Origin of the sequence: Nostoc sp. FACHB-152, from assembly GCF_014697475.1 — a bacterium.
GTDB lineage: Bacteria > Cyanobacteriota > Cyanobacteriia > Cyanobacteriales > Nostocaceae > Nostoc_B.
Window position 1 is genome coordinate 23,183 of record NZ_JACJRV010000061.1, and the last position, 19,531, is coordinate 42,713.

The window sequence follows — 19,531 nt, forward strand, 5'->3', positions numbered from 1 at the left end:
AGCAAATTATGATTTGCGCTCATGAACACAAGTATTTACAAAGTTGGTGGTTGTCTAAATGCTAATGCTCCCAACTATGTTACTAGGCAAGCAGACATTGAACTTTATACAGCCCTGAAAGCAGGGGAATTTTGCTATGTATTCAACTGTCGCCAAATAGGTAAGTCTTCACTGCTGGTACATACCAAGCAACAATTACAAAATGAGGGCTTTAGTTGTGCTTACATTGATATTACGCAGATACGCAGCCAAGAACTTACCCAGACACAATTTTATAAAGGGATAATTGTGCGCTTGCTGCATAGTTTCGGGTTAGCTAAAAAAATCGATTTTGCAGCTTGGTGGCAAGAACAGACTGAGTTATCACTCATACAACGCTTGAGCAATTTTATTGAAGAGATATTGCTAGTAAATCTAAGTAGCAATCGCATTTTGATTTTCATTGATGAAATTGATAGTTTGCTGCAATTAAGTTTTGGTATAGATGATTTCTATGCCTGGATTCGGTCTTGTTATCAACAAAGAGTCCATAATCCTGAATATGAACGACTCGGTTTTGCTTTATTTGGCGTTGCAACTCCCTCGGATTTAATTCAAAATAAACTCAAAACACCGTTTAATATCGGTGTTGCTATTAATTTAGAAGGGTTTACATTAGCAGAGGCGCAACCCTTGGTAGTGGGATTAGAGCAAGTTGCGAACAGTCCCCAAGCGGTATTTAAAGAAATTATTGCCTGGACTAATGGACAGCCATTTTTAACGCAAAAATTATGTCAGTTAGTGGTGAACACAAAGGAACAGTATGACAGCAAAACTAGCCCTTTGGAACTTGCACCAGGTAAGGAAGCAGATTGGGTAGAGTGTTTAGTGCGATCGCAAATCATTAAAAATTGGGAATCTCAGGACGAACCAGAGCATTTACGCACAATTCGCAATCGCCTACTTTACAATACTCAGCGCATTAGTAGATTACTCGGTATCTATCAGCAACTTTTACAAGCGATTCCTGTAGCAGCCGACGATAGTCGAGAACAGGTAGAACTGCTGCTTTCTGGTTTGGTAGTTAAACATCAAGGATATCTGCAAATCCGCAATTGCATATATCAAGAAGTTTTCAATCGGGAATGGGTAGAGGCGCAATTAAATCAACTATGTCCCTACTATGAAACACTATCAGCTTGGATTGCTTCTCAAAAACAGGATACATCCCGAATTTTACGAGGACAAGCCCTGATTGATGCCCAAAAGTGGGCGCAAAACAAAAGCCTCAGCGATCTAGATTACCAATTTCTGGCAGCAAGTCAGGATGCAGAACAGCAAGAGATCCTGCGGCAATTTGAGGCGCAGCAAGAAAGCGAACGGTTCTTTCGGCAACTAGCAGAAGCAATACCCCAAATGGTATGGATTGTAGAGCCAGATGGTAGGCTCTCTTATACCAACCAGCATTTAAGTAGCTTTTTGGGGCGATCGCTTTCGGAGGTGACAGATTGGAAACGCTTGGATATGGTTCATCCCGATGATCGCTCCAATAGCCTTGCAGCTTGGGCATATTCCTTAGAAACCAACTCACCCTATGAAGTGCAACTGAGAATACAAGATGTCGAGGGAAACTATTGCTGGTTTCTCAATCGGGCGATTCCCATCAAGGATGGCAGCGGACAGGTGGTGAAGTGGTTTGGCACCAGCACCGACTTAGATGAGGTGAAACGAAAAGAAGAATTCCGGCGACTGCAAGAAGTTGAAAAGCGACTGCAACAAGAAAAACGTGCCAGTCACTTGCAAAAGTGGCTGCTAGGAACTGTTAGTATTGCCTTTGTCATCGCCAGTTCTTTGGGAATGTATGCTTTTGCTCAAAAACATCAAGCCACTCTCCGAGAAATTGAAGCGATCGCCAACGTCTCGGAAGCTCAGTTTGCCTCTGGGAATCGCTTAGATGCCCTAGTGACTGCCATCAAAGCCCAGACAAGGTTGCGTAAATTATCGGCAGTGCCTACTAAATTAACCACCGATGTTGATCGAGAGTTGCGCCGTGCCGCTTTTCAGGTAATTGAGCAGAATCGGTTTAATGCAGACAAAGGGAGAGTGCGTGGCATAGCGATTAGTCCCAACGGGCAAAGGATCGCCACAACCCATGACAAATCCATCATTATTCTCTGGGGAACTGATGGCACTATGCTGCACACTATTCCTGAAAAGGCTCGTAGTGTCAAATTTAGTCCAGATGGTCAAATTCTCGTGGGAGCAATGGACGATAACACGGTACGCATATGGAATCGAGACGGCAAACCGTTAAAAATCCTCAAAGGGCATCAGCAGCGAGTCATGTCTGTTGCCATTAGTCCTGATGGACAGTTGATTGCCTCAGCAGGCCGCGACAATCTCATCAAACTCTGGAGTATCGATGGAAAGCCAATTCGCACATTGACTGGGCATCAGCAATTTATCTGGGAAGTGGCATTTAGTCCTGATGGGCGATCGCTGGCGAGCGCGAGTGGAGATAATACAGTAATACTCTGGAATCTCGATGGTACAAAAATTCGCACCTTAAAAAACCCGATCGCCTCCGATAAAGGTGAAAATCGCCTCGTAAGTGTAGCTTTTAGCCCCGATGGCAAAATTTTGGTAGCAGGCGACTGGTATGGCAATATCCTCTGGTGGAGCAGTGATGGCACGCTGATCAACACCACTTCCGAACACCATAAAAGTGTCGGTAATCTAGTCTTTAGCCCCAATGGTCAAACCCTCGCTTCTGGCAGTTGGGATGACACAATTAAACTTTGGAATCTGGATGGTACTGTCACCAGGACTCTGACTGGTCATCCTAGCGGCACCCTGGCAGTGGCTTTCGCTCCTGATGGTCAACGTCTATTTTCTGGTGGTGAAGATGACCTGGTGCGCGTCTGGCGACTCTCTGCCAATTTCGTCACCGTCTTGCGGGGACATCGTGCCTCGGTGTGGAATGTTAAGTTTGCCCCCGATGGCAAAACAGTGATTTCTTCTGGCTCGGACGGCACGATTAAACGTTGGAACAACAACGGTCAGATTGTGCAAACTTTACCCTCACAGTATGGAGAAGTCTGGGCAGTTGATAGGAGTTCAGATGGACAAACCATTGTTGCTGGCAATGATGATGGCTCGGTAACGCTATGGAGAAACAGCGATGGCAAACTATTGCAGACGATTAATGCCCATAGCAAGACTACATTTGATGTCGCCTTCAGTCCTACTGACGCAGAAATCGCTTCCGCTAGCTGGGATGGTACGATAAAACTGTGGCATCGTGATGGCAAGTTGATTCAATCTCTAGAGCCAAGTCAAGATGACTTCAATGCCGTTGCTTTTAGTCCGGATAACCGATGGCTAGCTGCTGCGGGTCGGGATAAAATCATTCGCCTGTGGCATCGAAAGGCCAACAGGCAGTTTTCCACCGAACCCCAACTCAAATTGGCAGGGCATGAAGATAATATTTGGGATGTTGCTTTTAGTCCAGATAGTCAGATGCTAGCAACCGCCAGTGAGGACAACACAATCAAGCTCTGGTCGCTGGATGGGAAACTGATTCGTACACTCAAAGGACACAGCGATCGCGTCAATGCTGTCACCTTTATACCCGCAAATTCAGGACTTCCTGCCGCCTGGGGTACTGTCATCGCTTCTGCCAGTTGGGACAAAACCATCAAACTCTGGAAACTGGATGGCACCCTGCTCAAAACTCTGGAAGGACATGAAGAACGAGCATTGGATGTTGCTTTTTACCCCGCTACCCAGAACCACGGAGCATTACTAGCATCTGCTGGATTAGATGATGTGGTGATTCTCTGGCAACTTGATCGCGTCTTGGATAGTAACCAGATATTGCACTCTGGTTGTATCTGGATACGCGATTATTTACAAACACATCTAGATATGCGCGATCGTCAATCTCTTTGTCAGGTGGATGCTAAAGCGTCCCGTGTCGTTTTCAGCTTCCCGCTATTTTCTATAAACTAGTCTAAATTAACTTGTTTGAGTAGCTCGCTCCAAGCTGATAAAATTTTTGGATCTTTGTTTTTAGGATTTTGCAAATTTTCTCCTAAACTGGTCAAAGCATCATACCAAATACCATGTTCAGCAAAAAAAATAGCTTTTTCTAATGGTGTTTTAGCGGCTGCAAGTTGTTGTTGCGATGATGAATTCAGAGCCACTTGTGTCATTGAACCTTGAACATAAACAGCATTAGATGGCTTGTCAGGATCGCAATAAATCGAAAAAGTCCAACGGTACGATTTACCAGCTAATAAAGGTTTTGTCGGTTGTACAGGTAGCCTGAAAATTCCTGCTTCGGTTTCTGGCGGATTAAATTTTGTATGATAAATGTAATTATCTGCTTCGTCTTGAATGACAAACTCAACAGGGAGTTTGGGTGTTAATTTATCAGGTACAAGAAACCAAAACGTTGGGGTTTGAGATGCTGATTGTCCCCAGACTAATTGCTTATTTTCTGTCTTAGTTATAGGTACTAAAGCTGTCAGAGTTTCATACTGTTTGCAGGAACCGCGACTACCTCCACCTCTACGTCTTCCTGTGGGTTCTCCTGGCTTTTCTTCTACTTTTGGTGCAACATATGTAATTTTGTTTGTAGATGTTAAGGTTTGAGCTTGTACATCCCAATTATTAGCAGGATTTAAAATACTCAAGGTAAGCGCAGATACTAGGGTAGTAGTGTGAAGTACCTTTTTCATAAGAATAATTAATTAGTAAGGATTCAGAATTCTGAATTTTTATAGCTAAGTTATTACTACACTTACCTTACCTATAGTTTCTGTAATTTTATGCAAACTACTAAAAATACAGTACTACTAAGTAGTAAACCAATCATCGGTGGTACTAAAGGTATCCACCCGCCTTGAGTCAACAGAATCGCGCAAAGTCCAAATAGGGTTACAGATGTTATGGTTACAGCAATACTGATAAAAGCTGGTTTGCGAAGATACCAAGCTAGTAAACTACCTGTCAACGACCAACCCCAAACCCAGCAAATATCAGCCCATTGTTTCCAAACCCATAGCAAAGGTCTTTGGTCTAAAGCAGCACTAATGATTTCGCTGACCATCTGTGCTTGAATAATTACGCCTGGAACTATTTCTGAAGGGTTTTTTCCATCTGGTGTATACCAGTAATCGCTACTACTATTACTGGTGACACCAATCAAAATAATCCGGTTTTTTAGGGCATTGGGGTTAATTTGTCCGTTCAAGACTTGGCTGAGGGAAACTTGAGGTGCGATCGCTTCTACGGAAGGCGAAAAACGATAATTTAGTAAAATCTGGCTACCTTGGTCATCTATAGACTGATAACCGCCAGTGCGATTTTGTAATCGGGGAAAAGTTTTATTTCCCAGTTGCAAATCCCAATTTTGGTTAAATTTAGCTGTAATTCCCTGCTGTTTTAAATAAATAAATGCTAACTGCACACTAAAAGCAGAAGCCGCAGTACAACTTGACGAAATCGGGTTAGGAGTCATCGCCAACAAATGGCGACGGAGTACACCATCGTTATCTTCAACAAAATCGCTAAAACCTAGCCTTGTTTCTGGTATTTCCGGTGGAGGTGAAATACCTGTAGGGTCGTATTTCGGGTCAGGACGTTTACAAATTGCAAAAAAGCGATCGCTTTTTTGCATCCGCTTGGCTAGTTCTGGGTATTTGGCATTTACAGAAAAATCTCGGTATATATCTAGACCAATCGCTGCTGGCTGATATTGTTCTAGTTTCGCTAGAAGCAGATTCAGAGATTTGTCAGATAAGGAACCTTGGCGAGGTTCATTTCCCTGTGCTTGAATATCTTGGTCAGTAATAGTTATTACTAACAACCGCGAGTCTGGCTGTTCTTTGGGTCGCAGTCGCATTAACTGGTCGAAAGCTTCTAATTCTAGCGGTTGCAGTCCACCCAATAACCTGATTAATACAATAATAAAAGTCACGCTGAAGCTAGTTAAAAAAACTGCTGGTAATTGCCTGAAATTAGGACGCGGTAGCTGTAAACTCAACCGACCACCGCAGAAATCTTGCCAATTAGGGGGAATTTCGGCTGGATTTTGGCAAATCACAGGTAGCCAAGTAGCGCAGGGAAAATCATGTTCTAGAGATTGTAATCTTTCTCTTGCCTCCCTGACGGCTGCATATAAAGTTTTGCCTTGAGAAAAAAGTGCTAAAAAGTACTTCAAAAATTCCTGCGCTACCCGGTCTGGTACGGGTTCGCGCATGACAATTACCTGGGGTAAATGTAAATCGGCTAAATCTTGGGCTAATCCCAAACCATCACAAGAGTTAAAAATTGCCAACTGTAAACCTTGAGCGATCGCCTTTTGTAAACCATACTTTAATTGGTCAATAGTTAAACTTTCCCCAGAATTTAGGAAAATTCGCCCTTTTCCTTGACTGGAACTATGTCCAGCAAAAAAAAGAATGTCCCAACCTGATTCCCATAAATGTTCTGTAAGTTGTGAACGGTTGGCTTCAACTAAAAACTTGAGTTCAACATTAGGTAATTGTCGGAGCAAATTTTGGTCTTTTTCGATATCAATGCCGTGGCGATCGCCTAAAATTGCTAATATTCTGACTTTACCTTTACTCTTTTTAGAATTCGTCTTCACAGAACGCGCATATTCTGGTGGACTCAGGGCAATTTCAGCTTGTGGGTAATCACTAAAAAAATGCCACAGACACCAAGGAAGCTTTAAAACCTGCTCAGATTCAGCAGTAATTATGCAACGAATTTCTTCTTTTGGTGAGAGTTGGGTACGTAGCTTGCGGTCAATATTCAGAAATAGTGGACTATTCAGCCATATATTTAGACTGTCTTGTAATTCTTGGCAGAGATGGTCAAACTCCGCTTGAGAAATATGGGTAATATCTTCTTCATCAATTTCAAAGTCTGCAATGTTACCACTACGCCAGCCCAAACTAGCATACAAAGTTATATACATTTGTTGCCAACGTTGATAAAGATGCTCCAATTGTGGTGCAGCAGGTAATCCACCTGTAAACTGCATAGGAGTAGGAGTATCCGTTTGCCAAAGTTGAGCAATGACCGTGGGAAAGCCTTGCTGTAAGTTTCCTTTTCCTAAGTTGAGGACGATCAGTTTACTCATAATTTATCTCACGCAGAGGCGCAGAGAATAAGAGTTGAGGAGAGTATTTCATATTTTACTTGAGCAACACCAAACTCCTTATCTCCTCCGCGTCTCTGCGTCTCTGCGTGAAACAATACCCAATTATTAACTTTCAAACTCCTCCATAAAATTGAAATCATCTAAAACAACCTGAAGACTAAACCGTGTATTTTGCGGACATTTAAAGCGTTTGAGTTGAATTGAGTTATCTGTTTCCCTGGCTTGTACTGATTGGACAATTTCTCCAGCCGCAGAAATTAATGCCAAACTAATATTTCTAGGTAGATAGAAATCGCGTTCTTTATTATATAGTTGAACACGAATTCCTACTCTCCCATCTAATTCTGCTGTCAAGGTCAACATTAAAACTACAGCTTGATTTGGTAACTGAATTTCCTTAACTCGTTGGATTGATTGCTCTGCTGCATCAGCAACCTGACGAAAGCTAAAAGCGAAATCTGGCTGTGTACCCAAGAAACTTTCTATGGTTTGCCAGTTATCTGCAATTATATTTTGAAACCACTGACGCAAGTTGACAAGTGGTGTCTTTTGTGTAAACCTTTGTGGCCAGTCTTCTCTGTTTAACAAGGCTCCCCAGATTTCAAAGGGCAATTCTAGGCGAGGATTAGTAATTGTAGGACTTGTTAATCTTTGCCAGAGATTTTCTATTTGAGCAGCTGATAAAACTGGCAAAGAAGCTAGTGCTGTTCGTGTTTGTTCTTCAGGATATAGTTGACGTACTACCCAAAGCACATTTAAATCTTCAATCATTTGAGTAGCATCTAAAGAGTAAGTCCGTTCTTGGGAATTGTAACTACCTTGATTTTTTAATTGCTCGTGGGTAGTATAGCCCCAAATTCTCATCCACTCACCATCGGGATTAACTTGTACTGCTAAGTAATAATCTCCTGCCCATTGAGGAATATCTATCCATTCTTGGGGTACAGAAAATTCTCTCGTTTCTAAGCTTTTATCTGGAATTAAAATCAAGCGTTTTGTATCGATATTTATAGCAGTACCATTAACAAATTCCCAAGTTATAGGTAATGTCTCAATAGTAGCTTCTGGTACATATTCTGTTTGCAACCAAGGCAGAAAAGTACTGACACATACTTGATTAAGAAAAACATTCCAACGACCACGGGGACTCACGCTAGACTGGCTTTGCTGCCAAGATTGATTTTGAATTTCAGGAGATACATCCAACCACAGTTGAGTTGGCGGAACACAGAATGATGACATAGTTACAGCTCCTTTGAGGAATGAGGTTCTAAATTAGTGAAATAATTCTGTAACCATTCCTCTAATATTGCACTAATATGTTTAACCACGTTGGAAGTCGGAGAAATATGCATTGTTTCTTGACTCCATTTGGTGATCGCTAGTAATAATGTTTCTCTAGTTTTCGCCAATTGCCGCGATACTTGATATTGCTGGATTTGCTGCTGTTTAGCAATTTGTTGTTGAGTCAGTCCTTTTTGATAGTACAATTGCAGCAATTGTTGTGATTGGAGAGGCAGTTTTTCCAACGTAGTAATTAATAAATTCTGGATTTCTTGTTGTTGATTTTTGTGAGTTTCGGCTTCTTCTTGGGCAATTAAATCTGCTAATAAAGATTCATTTAGAGTAGTGTCGGGTAAATCATCTTGTAATTCACTATCTACTTGACCTGTTTTAGGAACATTGAGTGAAGAAACCACAGGATATAAATAAGAACGTGCGTATTTTGCAGATGACAATAGCCATTTTTCTATAGCTTGGGCGTTGGATTCTGTGCCTGGGGAGTTAAGTTGTGTTAAGCGATCGCAGTTGTAGAGTTGAGCAATTTTTTCCCATGTATCTTGGTCGGGTCTTTGCAACTTACGCACTCCTGGCGATTTGCCCAGAATGTAACCATCGACAAAACATTTCCAAGCTAACAAGTAACAAGCAATAGTTTCATCTGTTAGCCCAGCATTTTGTAAAGATTCCTGTAGTCGCTTACGGCTTAATTTTAGTAACAATGCCCAATCATTACAAAAATCTATTTCTTGTTTTTGACGTAAAGCATCACGAATTATATTACCAAAAGCCACATTGCTGTAGCTTTTTAAGCTGGCTTTTTGGTCAGGATCGCAAGCTTTCAGGATTTTTGGTAATTCTGCGATCGCAATTTGAAAACAGTCAGACAAGGTACACTGTACACTAGGAATCTGAGGAATGGTTCTTTGTGTTGACCAATAACAAGTTTCTTGCAGATAAGCCGATAGATGTGCTTCCGCCAGAAAGTTAGGCTGATTTTGCCAATGTTTATGCCAGTAAGTTGCCCAAAAATTTTCTGAGTTTTTCGTTTCTAATATCTGTGACCAGCAATTTTGGATACTGCGCCGTAGTTTGGCATCATATATCCAACATTTAAAGCGATCGTCTTCAAATTGGATGAAAGTAGAAAATATTTCTAGAATATTTTGGCGAGGACGCATAAATTTAAAATTTAAACGCAGAGGTACGCAAAGTTATACCATTTCACCAAATAAATGATACCAATAATTTCTCCTCTGCTCCCTTGCGGTCTATTTGTATCAAACTGAAAGTCAAACGCTATTACCAGGGGTCGATGGGATTAATAGAGAGTAGCGGTAATTGCTGCTGTATAAGGTTTTGAGTGACTTCGCTTTGGTTAAATTTCTTTAGAGGCTGTCTCTAAAACGACAAACGCGGTAAAAACACTAACAAAAGTTACTGCACAATTTAAAATATTTAGGTAAGCTGGCAAAAGCAGTTTTCATCCTCAAAAAAAATGACCGCAACTAGTCCTACAATTTTAGCCTTAGACTTTGATGGAGTGATCTGTGATGGACTAATTGAATATTTTGAGGTAGCATGGCGCACTTACTGTAAAATTTGGTCGCCTGCTGACGATACTCCACCAGATGACTTAGCTTTGAGATTCTATCGCCTCCGACCTGTAATTGAAACAGGCTGGGAAATGCCTGTTTTAATTAAGGCTTTGTTAGCTGGAATTTCCGATGAACAAATTCTGCAAGAATGGACAAAAATCACTCCACAAATTCTATTAGAAGACAAGTTACAGGCTAGAGAAATTGCTACCAAACTCGACCATTTGCGGGATGAATGGATTGCTACCGACTTACAAGGCTGGCTAAGTCTGCACAAATTTTATCCAGGTGTCATCGAAAAAATCAAATTGACCCTTGTCAGTGAAATTCAGCTATTCATCATCACCACTAAAGAAGCTCGTTTTGTGCAGCAGTTGTTGCAGCAAGAAGGAGTAAATTTACCCCCAGAGGCGATTTTTGGCAAAGAAGTTAAACGCCCCAAATACGAAATTTTGCGGGAGTTAATTCAGTCTGCAAATCAACAGCCAGTTAGTTTATGGTTTGTGGAAGACAGAATCAAAACCTTGAAATTAGTCCAACAGCAAGCCGACCTAGAAGATGTAAAACTTTTCTTAGCAGATTGGGGCTATAATACGCAACCAGAAAGAAAATCTGCCCAAGATGATCAGCGAATTGGGCTATTATCGCTGTCTCAGTTTGCAAAAAGCTTCTCAGATTGGTTGTAAAAAAATTGTAGAGACGCAAATTTTGCGTCTCTATATTATTGTCTGGTTGATAGCGATCGCACATTTATCTCTTCGCCAATTGCTCGATAAAATTCCTATGTTCAGGGGAATTTAACCCCAATTACAACACCTCCAACACCCACGCCATCTGATTGTTTAGTAACGCTTCTACCTCTAACCACAATCCTGGAAATACTTGAGAGCGAGTCAGGCGATCGCCACTTTGAAGCGGGGGCAGATTTTCTAGAGGCGAATTGAATTGTGTTTGGGGTGAATATTCTCTAACCATTGAACAATTCTCATAATTTTTGGAAGAAAAAAAGACAGCCTAAACTGTTTTGAAAAACTAGATTTTACTGAGAGCTAACAGGTACTAGGTAACATTTTATGGTCAATTGACTAATAAATTATGTCTAGAATTATATTTTATGCTTTATTAATTAAAGGCTTCGGTTAAAAATCTATGCTTGACCTAACAAAATTAGCGCGACAAATGCAGGGTTTAAGTCAGCATCTATCACAAGAAGCTGTTGCTGGTCGCCAGCGTTTAGAATTAGCGCAACAACATTTAATAAACGCTTACGAACGTCAGCACGATTTAATTGAACTGCAAGAGAAATGGCGCGATCGCATTCTGTTTGCTAATGCTACCCCAATTGAACCATTAGAAACCCGCGTAGATATTCCTGTGCCGCCCAAGGTGCATACTGTGATTGCCACCGACGGTTCGCAAATTGCCCCCAGTCACCACGAAATTGCTTACTGCTATCTGTTAAATATCGGTAGAGTCGTTTTACACTACGGTCAAAACCGTCACCCACTGCTTGATAGTTTGCCAGAAGTATTTTACCGTCCTGAAGATTTATATGTATCTCGGCAGTGGGGTATTAGAACTGAAGAATGGATGAGTTTTTGCCGCACTTCTAGTGAAACAACAGTATTGGCAGAATTAGCTTGTGCGTCTAAGGGAGAAGGGCCAAACCTCGCAATGGTGGATGGTTCGTTAGTTTATTGGTTTTTAGAACAGTTACCGCTAGATGCACGCGATCGCATCTTAACGCCGATTTTGCAAGCTTGGCAGCAGTTGCGGGAAGCTGGAATTCCATTGATGGGTTATCTTAGCGCGTCGCGTAACGTTGAAGGTATCAACTTTTTGCGCTTGATGGCTTGTCCGCATACAGTACCCGATTGTGTCAGTTATTGCCCAAACCAGTTAGAAAAAGTTCCTTGCAAAGTATTTGAACCTTTACGAGATACATCCCTGTGGTCAACGCAACTCCAACCAGGACAACGTGGCCCTTTGTGGCGGAGTAATGCGCGGATATTAGAGTTTTACGAAGGACAAAATATTTATTTTTGCTATGTCCACGTTGGGACAGAAATTGCCCGAATTGAAGTTCCAGCTTGGGTTGTAGAGAATCAGGCAATGTTTGATGAGGCTTTAGGTTTGATGCTGGCGCAAGTACAAAAAGGATATGGCTACCCAGTGGCGATCGCCGAAGCGCATAATCAAGCTGTAGTCAGAGGTGGCGATAAAGCGCGTTTCTTCGCTGTTTTAGAAAAACAAATGATTAAAGCTGGGTTGAAAAATGTCGGTACTTCTTACAAAGAAGCACGAAAACGGGGAAGTATTGCTTAAAATCAAGGTTTGTCACCCGCGCAGGCGTTTAACAGGGTGTAGGGTGTGGGGTGTGGGGACGGCGTTGGAAGAGGATTCTGACCCCTCCCAACGCAAGCACCTTTTCAAGGCGGGGCTTGCGACCCACTGGTTGTTCGATGCTCTTTCTTGCCCTACACCCAACCCCCCACACCCTTCTTCTTGACCTTTTTTAATTGTCTATTGCTTTTCAGGCTGATTTGTGAGAAATTCTAGTTTAATCATTAACTACGGTAAATCAATCGATTTTTAGTAGTTAATAAATTACATAGATAAAAAGTGGCTTGCAAGAGCTTCAACAAAGACTTCACTAACGCATCGCCTGATGATGCGCTATAGGTAATCAACGTCTACAGAAAATTACTTGTAGCGATGTATCATATTGCCCTTTTAACTAAGGAGAAAATTTGATGTTATTTGAATCTGATTCTGCTAATCAAACTCAGAGTGAAAGTAAAAATTCTTCCACTCGCCGTTCATTTATTGGTCGTTTCAGCAGACGTTCTTTTATCAATCGCACCACTATGTTAACTGCCACTGGTGTAGTTGCTGGTGTGATGGGTTCGACTGTCTCTTCTTGGAAGAAAGAAGGTATTGTCCAAGCTAGAGATATTGTTGGAAGGTTCAACTATGACAGGTTTGTAGAAAAAGCCTCTAGAGTACGTGTTGATGCAGCAAGGCTAGAACGGAGTTTTCCGATTCCGCCACACCCAACCAACGGCGATGAGGAGCGTTATTCTAACAAAATTGGCAGTGACAGTAGAGGATTACCTCATGACCAAAAGGGTGAAGTTAACCTAAATGCTTACAACTCGTTGACCAAAGCATTAACTACCCAAAACCCCGATGATTATGAAAAGATCATTTTGGGCGGTACAAGAAAGCTAGTTAACCCCCAAGGGCCTTTGGCAATTAGCTTAGAAGGCATCAACGCTGCTCAAATTGCCGTCCCACCACCACCTGCTTTGGCTAGTGCAGCACGAGCAGCTGAAGCTGTGGAACTTTATTGGCAAGCCCTACTGCGTGATGTGCCTCTGTCCAAGCTGGAAAATAACACTGATGAGCCAAAAGTTTTGGCAGCTGTCGAAGATTTAAACAAGCTTTCAGCATTTTATGGGCCAAAAAGAAATGGTCGTGTTACCCCGCAAACGCTGTTTCGCGGTAGTGTTAGCTACGTTGATCCTGCTGACCGTTCAGGTAAGACAGCAAAACACGTTACTCCTCCAGGCGTGTTAGACGGCCCTTACCTTTCGCAATTTTTATTGCGGAACATTCCTTGGGGAACTCAATATATTTTGGCGGTAATTCGGACTGCTTTGCCTGGGAATGATTTTCTGACGAATTTCAAAGAATGGCTGACTGTCCAAAATGGCGGTAGTTCTGGCAAATCAATTCAGTACGATCCCAAGCGTCGCTATATATCAACGGTGCGTGACCTGGGCGAGTTTGCTCATATTGGTGGGGCTTTGTATTACGGAGCTTCTTTACTTCTGGGTGCGCCAGTAAGTTTGAGCGATCCTGTTGCTGATGGTGGAATTGGCGCACCCCTGAATCCTGGTAATCCTTATGTTAATTCCAAAACGCAAATTGGTTCTGCTGCCACGTTTGCAGTTGGACATTTACAAGCTTTACTGAGCTTAGGTACATCTCGCGCTATCCGAGCTTCATACTGGCAGAAGTTTTACGTCCACCGCACTTTACGCCCAGAAGCTTTTGGTGGGCTAGTTTATAACAATCTTGTGAATAAAACTCAATATCCAATTCATCCTGAGTTGTTAAATTCTCAAGCTTTGGCGCGGACATACAGCACTTTTAATACTTATTTGCTACCTCAAGCTTATCCAGAAGGCGCACCTCTCCATTCTTCATACACTGGTGGTGCTGCGGCGATCGCAGGTGTTAATGTCACATTATTAAAGGCCTTCTTTGATGAGAATTATGTCATCCCCAATCCAGTTGTACCTGATCCCCAAGACCCGACAAAGTTAATTCCCTATAGTGGCTCACAATTAACTGTTGGTGGTGAGTTGAATAAGCTGGCAACTAACTATGCAATTGGTCGCGGTCATGGTGGTATCCATTGGCGTACTGATGGGGCGGCTGGTTTGGCTTTGGGTGAAGAGGTTGCTATTAGTCTTTTAAGAGATGAAAGGCTGGGTTACAACGAAAAATTTGGAGGTTTTACTTTCACCAAATTTGACGGTACAAGGATTACTGTCTAAATACAGCGTTATTTAGTTGGGTGCTGTACAAGTAGATAGGGGCGCTTAGGCTAGAGAAATGTACTGTATTAAACCTGCCTTGAAAATGGTGTAGGGGTTTTCAATACCTGCACCCTTACTCAAACCCTTGATTTTTTCTGTGTGAGTTCTACGATAGTTCTAAAGGCGATCGCAAATCCGGCGATCGCTTTTCTCTAAAGCTGGGTTAGTTCTTAAATAATCACGCACCAGAGTACAGCCATAAGTCAGTAAATCTAAATTCAGAATTCGCGGCAAGTTCCACAGAATCAGTGTGTTGTCATCACCGCCAGAAGCCAGGATTGTGCCATCACGGCTAATATCAATCTTTCTAATCGCTGCGGTATGTCCGTTGAGAGTGGTTATTTCCGTACCGTCCAGTTTCCAAAGCTTGATGGTAGAGTCCACACTACCAGAAGCCAGTATTTTACTGTCAGGGCTAAAAGCTACGCCCCAAACTGCTGCTGTATGACCTTTAAAAGTTCTGAGCAGTTTACCATCAATAGTCCACAGCTTGACTGTATTATCGCCACTGCCAGTAGCTACCATTTTATTGTCGGCACTGAAGGTAACTCTCCATACTCCTGCCTTGTGTCCAACAAGGGTTGTCAGCAACTTACCATCCAGTGTCCACAGTTTTGCCGTACTATCAGCACTAGCAGAGGCCACCATTTTACCGTTAGGACTGAAGGCAACTTGCCAAACCTCCGCCTTATGGCCTTTGAGAATCTGCGGTGCAGGCTGATTAAATTTCCATATTTGGGCAATTTTGTCAACGTTAGCAATGGCGATCGCTTGACCATCAGGACTCAACACTGCTGTTGTAATTTTGCCTTGAGTAGTTTTGTAACTAGCAACATTAGTTCCATCTCGCCGCTTGAGTGTGACTGTATCATCGTAAGCAGGAAGAGCGATTAACTTGCCATCGTCACTAAATGAAACTGCAATAATTCCCTTCTTACCCTGGTCGAAGGTTTTCCACAATTTACCTTGGCGACTCCAAAGTTTAATATTATTTTCGTGGCTGGCTGTGGCGATAGTGGAACTGTCGGAGGTAATTGCGATCGACCAAATACCGCCATTATGGGCAACTACACTTGTGAGAAATGGATTTTGACTCTCCCAGATTCTCACAAGGTTTTCTGCACCAGCCGAAGCAATAAAACTACCGTCTGGACTAAAACTAATTCCCCAAACAGATGCACTATGCCCTCTGAGGGTTTTTAATTGTGTACCATCAATGTTCCACAATTTAATTGTTTTGTCGAGACTGGTGGAGGCAATAGTTTGACCATCGGGACTAAAAGCAACTCCCGAAACTCCTGCACTATGACCAGAAAGAGTTCTCTCCAGGCGGTAACTGCCATTTAACCTATCTCGTCGCCAAAGTTTGATAGTTTTGTCTTCACTGGCTGAAGCTAGTGTCTGTCCGTCAGGGCTAAAAGCTACTCCCACAACCCAAGCCGTGTGACCCTTGAGAGGTTTTAGAGGTTTGGCGTTCTCCCAACCTGTCGAGTTCCGTTGCCATAATTTTACTGTCCCGTCTAGATTGGCAGCAGCAACTGTTTGATTATCCCGACTAAACGCAACTCCCCAAAACCCAGCTTTGTAACCGCCAAAGGTGTTGAGTAAAGTACCATCTTGCTTCCACACCCTGACTGTTGCATCCCAACTAGCCGAGGCGATAAATTGGCCATCCTGACTAAAAGCAACTCCCCAGACAGAAGCAGTGTGACCTTTAAAAGTGTTCAGTAAAGTGCCGTCTCGCTTCCAGAGTTTAATAGTCCCATCCTCGCTCGCGGAAGCTAATATCTGACCATCAGGACTAAATTTAACTGATCTAACTGCTCCCTGATGACCTTTAAGAGTGGCAACTTCTTGACCATTACGTCGCCAAAGTTTGATGGTTCTATCCATACTGGCAGAAGCAATTAGAGAATTGTCAGGGCTAATATCTACAGCCATCACAGCTGCGGTATGACCCAAAAAACGGTTGTATTCATCTGCACCATAAACCGCTTGCCGCAGTACATTCTCTGCCTGATTTTGAATATTTTGGTTCGGTTGTGCTAATTTTTTGAGTCGATATTTGGCTTTCAAGGCTTCTATTAGTGCATCTAGCCTACGATTTGAAGCAAACATTCCTTCACTAGAGGAGATCAAAGCGCGAATTTCACTATTTTTGGCTTGAATTTCGCTGGCTCTGGCTTGGCGGTACAAAATGTAAATTCCTACTGCTAAACTAATAAAAACTATGAGTTTAAGACACATTGCTACCAGCAGCAATTTTTGCACTTTTGCTGTTTTTTTCTCTTGTGCTAGTCGGGCTTCTACTGCTTGTAATCGTGCTGCTTCTAATGCTGTTTGAATTTCGCGCTGTTCGTATTCTTGACTGGCTGCGAGAAAGCGATAATCTAAATCGCTTAAACTTTTGCCCACTGACCAATTCTGGGCATCTTTGAGTGCTTGTCCCCGCAGTAATCTTGACTCATCTTGATAATTAGATGCTATCCAAGCATTGAAGACTTGAGAGTAAGGACGAAGATTGTCTAACTGTTTAATTACCCATTGGTGATTAAATACATGGCGATAAATAGGGTTTTTAATTTTTAAATAACCGTTGTGTTTTTCCACTAAACCAGATAGCAATAGTTCTTTTTGTTCTTGAGAATCATCTACCGCTACAGGTAATCCACCCGCCTGGGATTGTAATATCTGCTGATAAATTCCTAATAACCTGCCGGCGCGTTGTTCGTTGAACAAAAGGCGATCGCGAATCGTGCGAAGATGTTCTGGTTCATCTTTTGATTCCCAATGTTGAATAATCTGCTTTTGTACTAGTTGTTCTACCCAATATCCTGCTGTGGCTGGAGGTAAATCAATTTTCCCAGTTGGTGTTTCCCATGCTGCTTGAACAACTAATTGACAAAGTTTTTGAGTCAGAAACGGTTGTCCACCTGTCCAGTCAATAATGTTCTCTAATACTGCTTGTGGTTGAGAGACTACTTCTTCTAAACCTTTAAGTAATGGTTGACCTTCATCTACTGTAAAACCATGTAACCCAATCGCCATACCAAGGTTAAAGGGGGTGCGACGCTTATCAGTGATTAGGTCGGATGGACTCACCACCCCAAACATTGCAAATCCTAAACATTGAAATTTTGGGTTGTGCGCTCTTTGGTTATAACAATGACGAATCCAAGCGAAAAAATCACTGACTGAAAAACTTAAGCTTAACAGACTATCAATTTCATCAATAAATATAAATATACGCTCACTTTCTGGTTGTGAGAGTAGCACTTCTTCTACAAACTGATTTAACTTTTGTACAGGCGAAAGGCCTACCTGCATTTCCCACCATTGTTTAAAATTAAGTTTCTCTGCCAAGTTTAAGCTGTAAAAAAGACTAATAATGATCCCTTTGTACCATTGTTCAATTGTTGTATCTTCACTACCCAAGCGTGTTACATCGATATAAATACAGCTATGACCTTCTTTAGACAGAAGATTGCTGGTGCGATGTAATAAAGAAGATTTTCCCATTTGTCGAGAATTGAAGACGTAACAAAAATCGCCAGCTTTGAGGCCAGCATAAAGTTGTTTGTCCGCCTGACGGATAACATAGCTCGGATCATCACTAGGGAGACTACCACCAACCTGGTATTTCATATCAGTTTTTTGATATTAAATAGTAGCAATTAGCAAAATAATTAACAGCTTCTAGAAATTTAGTAGTAAACAACCAGGGCATATTTGACGGTAAAACTCGATGTTTATGTATGTACACAAACAATCTTGTATTTTCTAGGGACTATAGCTATTTGATATTTTGGATAATCAACTTATTTTTAGTTTAATTACCGCCACAAGAGGAGCATAAAAAATTTAAAATCCTCTATATAAGGGTACAGCCCTCTTTAGATTCTACATTTTATCTCCAAAATGTAAAATCTAAAGAGGGCTAACTTGTTTTTAAATGTTATTTAATTGCTATTAAGTAAAGCAACTACTATACAAGGATATTTTTCTCTTAAGTGTCTTAAATTTCTTTTTAAATGTCTTAAATTTCCTTGCATTTTCTTAAAAAAAGCGAGAAGCTATTGTTAACAGATGCAGAGTAAATCCACTCTAAGTCTGATTCAATAAGATACAGCCGTAAATTTTAGGAAGTTCTCAACATCTGCTATAGGCAACATTATTCCCTAAATAAAGGTTTTTAGGATTTCAATATCCTTATTTGTGGAATATGGTTAAACAATAGCAGACAGTTGTTTTTTAAAATAAATACGGTAGAGTTCACAACGTGGTAGAATGCGATCGCCTTCAAAGGAAATTAATCCTAAACTTTCCAGTTTATAAGCATCCATCGGGTCAAGCAGCAAACTTTGTTGGCTATTAACAAGCTCAGTATATATCTTGACTAGACTAAGATTAGTTTGCAATTTTGCCCAGTGTTGCTGTAAATGATGGCGGTAAATACCGCCATTGGCGATCGCGTCTTGGATCAGTTCTGTTAAAGTTATAGTCCCAGAACTCAAATAATAAAATGCTAGTTGAATCAGTGCCGGATGTCCACCAACTAAAGACATCAAACGCGCTGATTCTTTGCCTACCGTCCACCTGAACCCATATTTTCTAGCTAATTCTTCTACCTGTTGCTGGGTAAATTCAGGCAGACGGATAGGTAGCCCAATATTAAATGGAGATTGGTTAATATCTAAAGAAATATACTGCTCTGTAGAGTAAACTAATACGAGTCTTAGTTTCTGCCAATTATGATTTTGTCGTGCTTCTTCGCACCAAGAACGCAATAAGACAAAAAAATCATGAGCAATGTGGGGATATTTAAAAAAGCGATCAATATCGCTCAACACCAAAACTAAAGGAGTCTGGCACTGTTTAATAATATAGTTTTG

At 41.6% G+C, this 19,531-nt stretch carries 11 protein-coding genes; 4 read left to right on the plus strand and 7 right to left on the minus strand.

Annotation, left to right across the window (positions count from 1 at the left end; all coding sequences use genetic code 11):
• Positions 1-21 precede the first annotated feature (21 nt).
• Entirely contained in the window at positions 22-3,990 is a 3,969-nt protein-coding gene (locus H6G76_RS27225) for an AAA-like domain-containing protein (RefSeq protein WP_190708147.1), read from the plus strand.
• Here H6G76_RS27225 and H6G76_RS27230 read toward each other — a convergent pair.
• From H6G76_RS27230 to H6G76_RS27245, 4 genes are all read right to left on the minus strand, one after another.
• Positions 3,987-4,721: a DUF928 domain-containing protein gene (locus H6G76_RS27230; protein ID WP_190708150.1), complete on the minus strand. Its 735-nt coding sequence runs from the start codon at positions 4,719-4,721 to the stop codon at positions 3,987-3,989. The genes H6G76_RS27225 and H6G76_RS27230 overlap by 4 nt on opposite strands.
• Positions 4,722-4,792: 71 nt before the next feature.
• A complete protein-coding gene (locus H6G76_RS27235; RefSeq protein ID WP_190708152.1) occupies positions 4,793-7,132 on the minus strand; it encodes a CHASE2 domain-containing protein in 2,340 nt (779 codons plus the stop codon).
• A 126-nt stretch (positions 7,133-7,258) separates the two neighbouring features.
• On the minus strand, positions 7,259-8,395 hold the full coding sequence (locus tag H6G76_RS27240) for a DUF1822 family protein (protein WP_190708154.1): 1,137 nt from the start codon (positions 8,393-8,395) through the stop codon (positions 7,259-7,261).
• Positions 8,396-8,397: 2 nt separating this feature from the next.
• Positions 8,398-9,615, minus strand: a complete 1,218-nt coding sequence (locus H6G76_RS27245) for a sigma-70 family RNA polymerase sigma factor (protein ID WP_190708156.1) — start codon at positions 9,613-9,615, stop codon at positions 8,398-8,400.
• Positions 9,616-9,932: 317 nt separating this feature from the next.
• Here H6G76_RS27245 and H6G76_RS27250 point away from each other — a divergent pair, with 317 nt between their 5' ends.
• Positions 9,933-10,718: an HAD family hydrolase gene (locus tag H6G76_RS27250; protein ID WP_190708158.1), complete on the plus strand. Its 786-nt coding sequence runs from the start codon at positions 9,933-9,935 to the stop codon at positions 10,716-10,718.
• 121 nt (positions 10,719-10,839) lie between these two features.
• Here H6G76_RS27250 and H6G76_RS27255 read toward each other — a convergent pair whose 3' ends face one another.
• The gene (locus tag H6G76_RS27255; protein WP_190708160.1) at positions 10,840-11,007 is read right to left on the minus strand and encodes a hypothetical protein; all 168 of its coding nucleotides are present in this window, start codon (positions 11,005-11,007) and stop codon (positions 10,840-10,842) included.
• A gap of 174 nt (positions 11,008-11,181) precedes the next feature.
• Here H6G76_RS27255 and H6G76_RS27260 point away from each other — a divergent pair, with 174 nt between their 5' ends.
• The gene (locus tag H6G76_RS27260; RefSeq protein WP_190708162.1) at positions 11,182-12,357 is read left to right on the plus strand and encodes a DNA double-strand break repair nuclease NurA; all 1,176 of its coding nucleotides are present in this window, start codon (positions 11,182-11,184) and stop codon (positions 12,355-12,357) included.
• A gap of 428 nt (positions 12,358-12,785) precedes the next feature.
• Positions 12,786-14,597: a vanadium-dependent haloperoxidase gene (locus H6G76_RS27265; protein WP_190708164.1), complete on the plus strand. Its 1,812-nt coding sequence runs from the start codon at positions 12,786-12,788 to the stop codon at positions 14,595-14,597.
• 159 nt (positions 14,598-14,756) lie between these two features.
• Here the strand turns inward: H6G76_RS27265 and H6G76_RS27270 are convergent, their stop codons facing one another.
• Together H6G76_RS27270 and H6G76_RS27275 are read right to left on the minus strand one after the other, a co-directional pair.
• Positions 14,757-18,284 (minus strand): AAA-like domain-containing protein, encoded by a 3,528-nt coding sequence (locus H6G76_RS27270; protein ID WP_190708166.1) that lies wholly within the window; start codon positions 18,282-18,284, stop codon positions 14,757-14,759.
• Positions 18,285-18,865: 581 nt separating this feature from the next.
• Positions 18,866-19,531: AAA-like domain-containing protein (locus H6G76_RS27275; protein ID WP_190708168.1), on the minus strand; the 666-nt coding region annotated here is incomplete at its 5' end.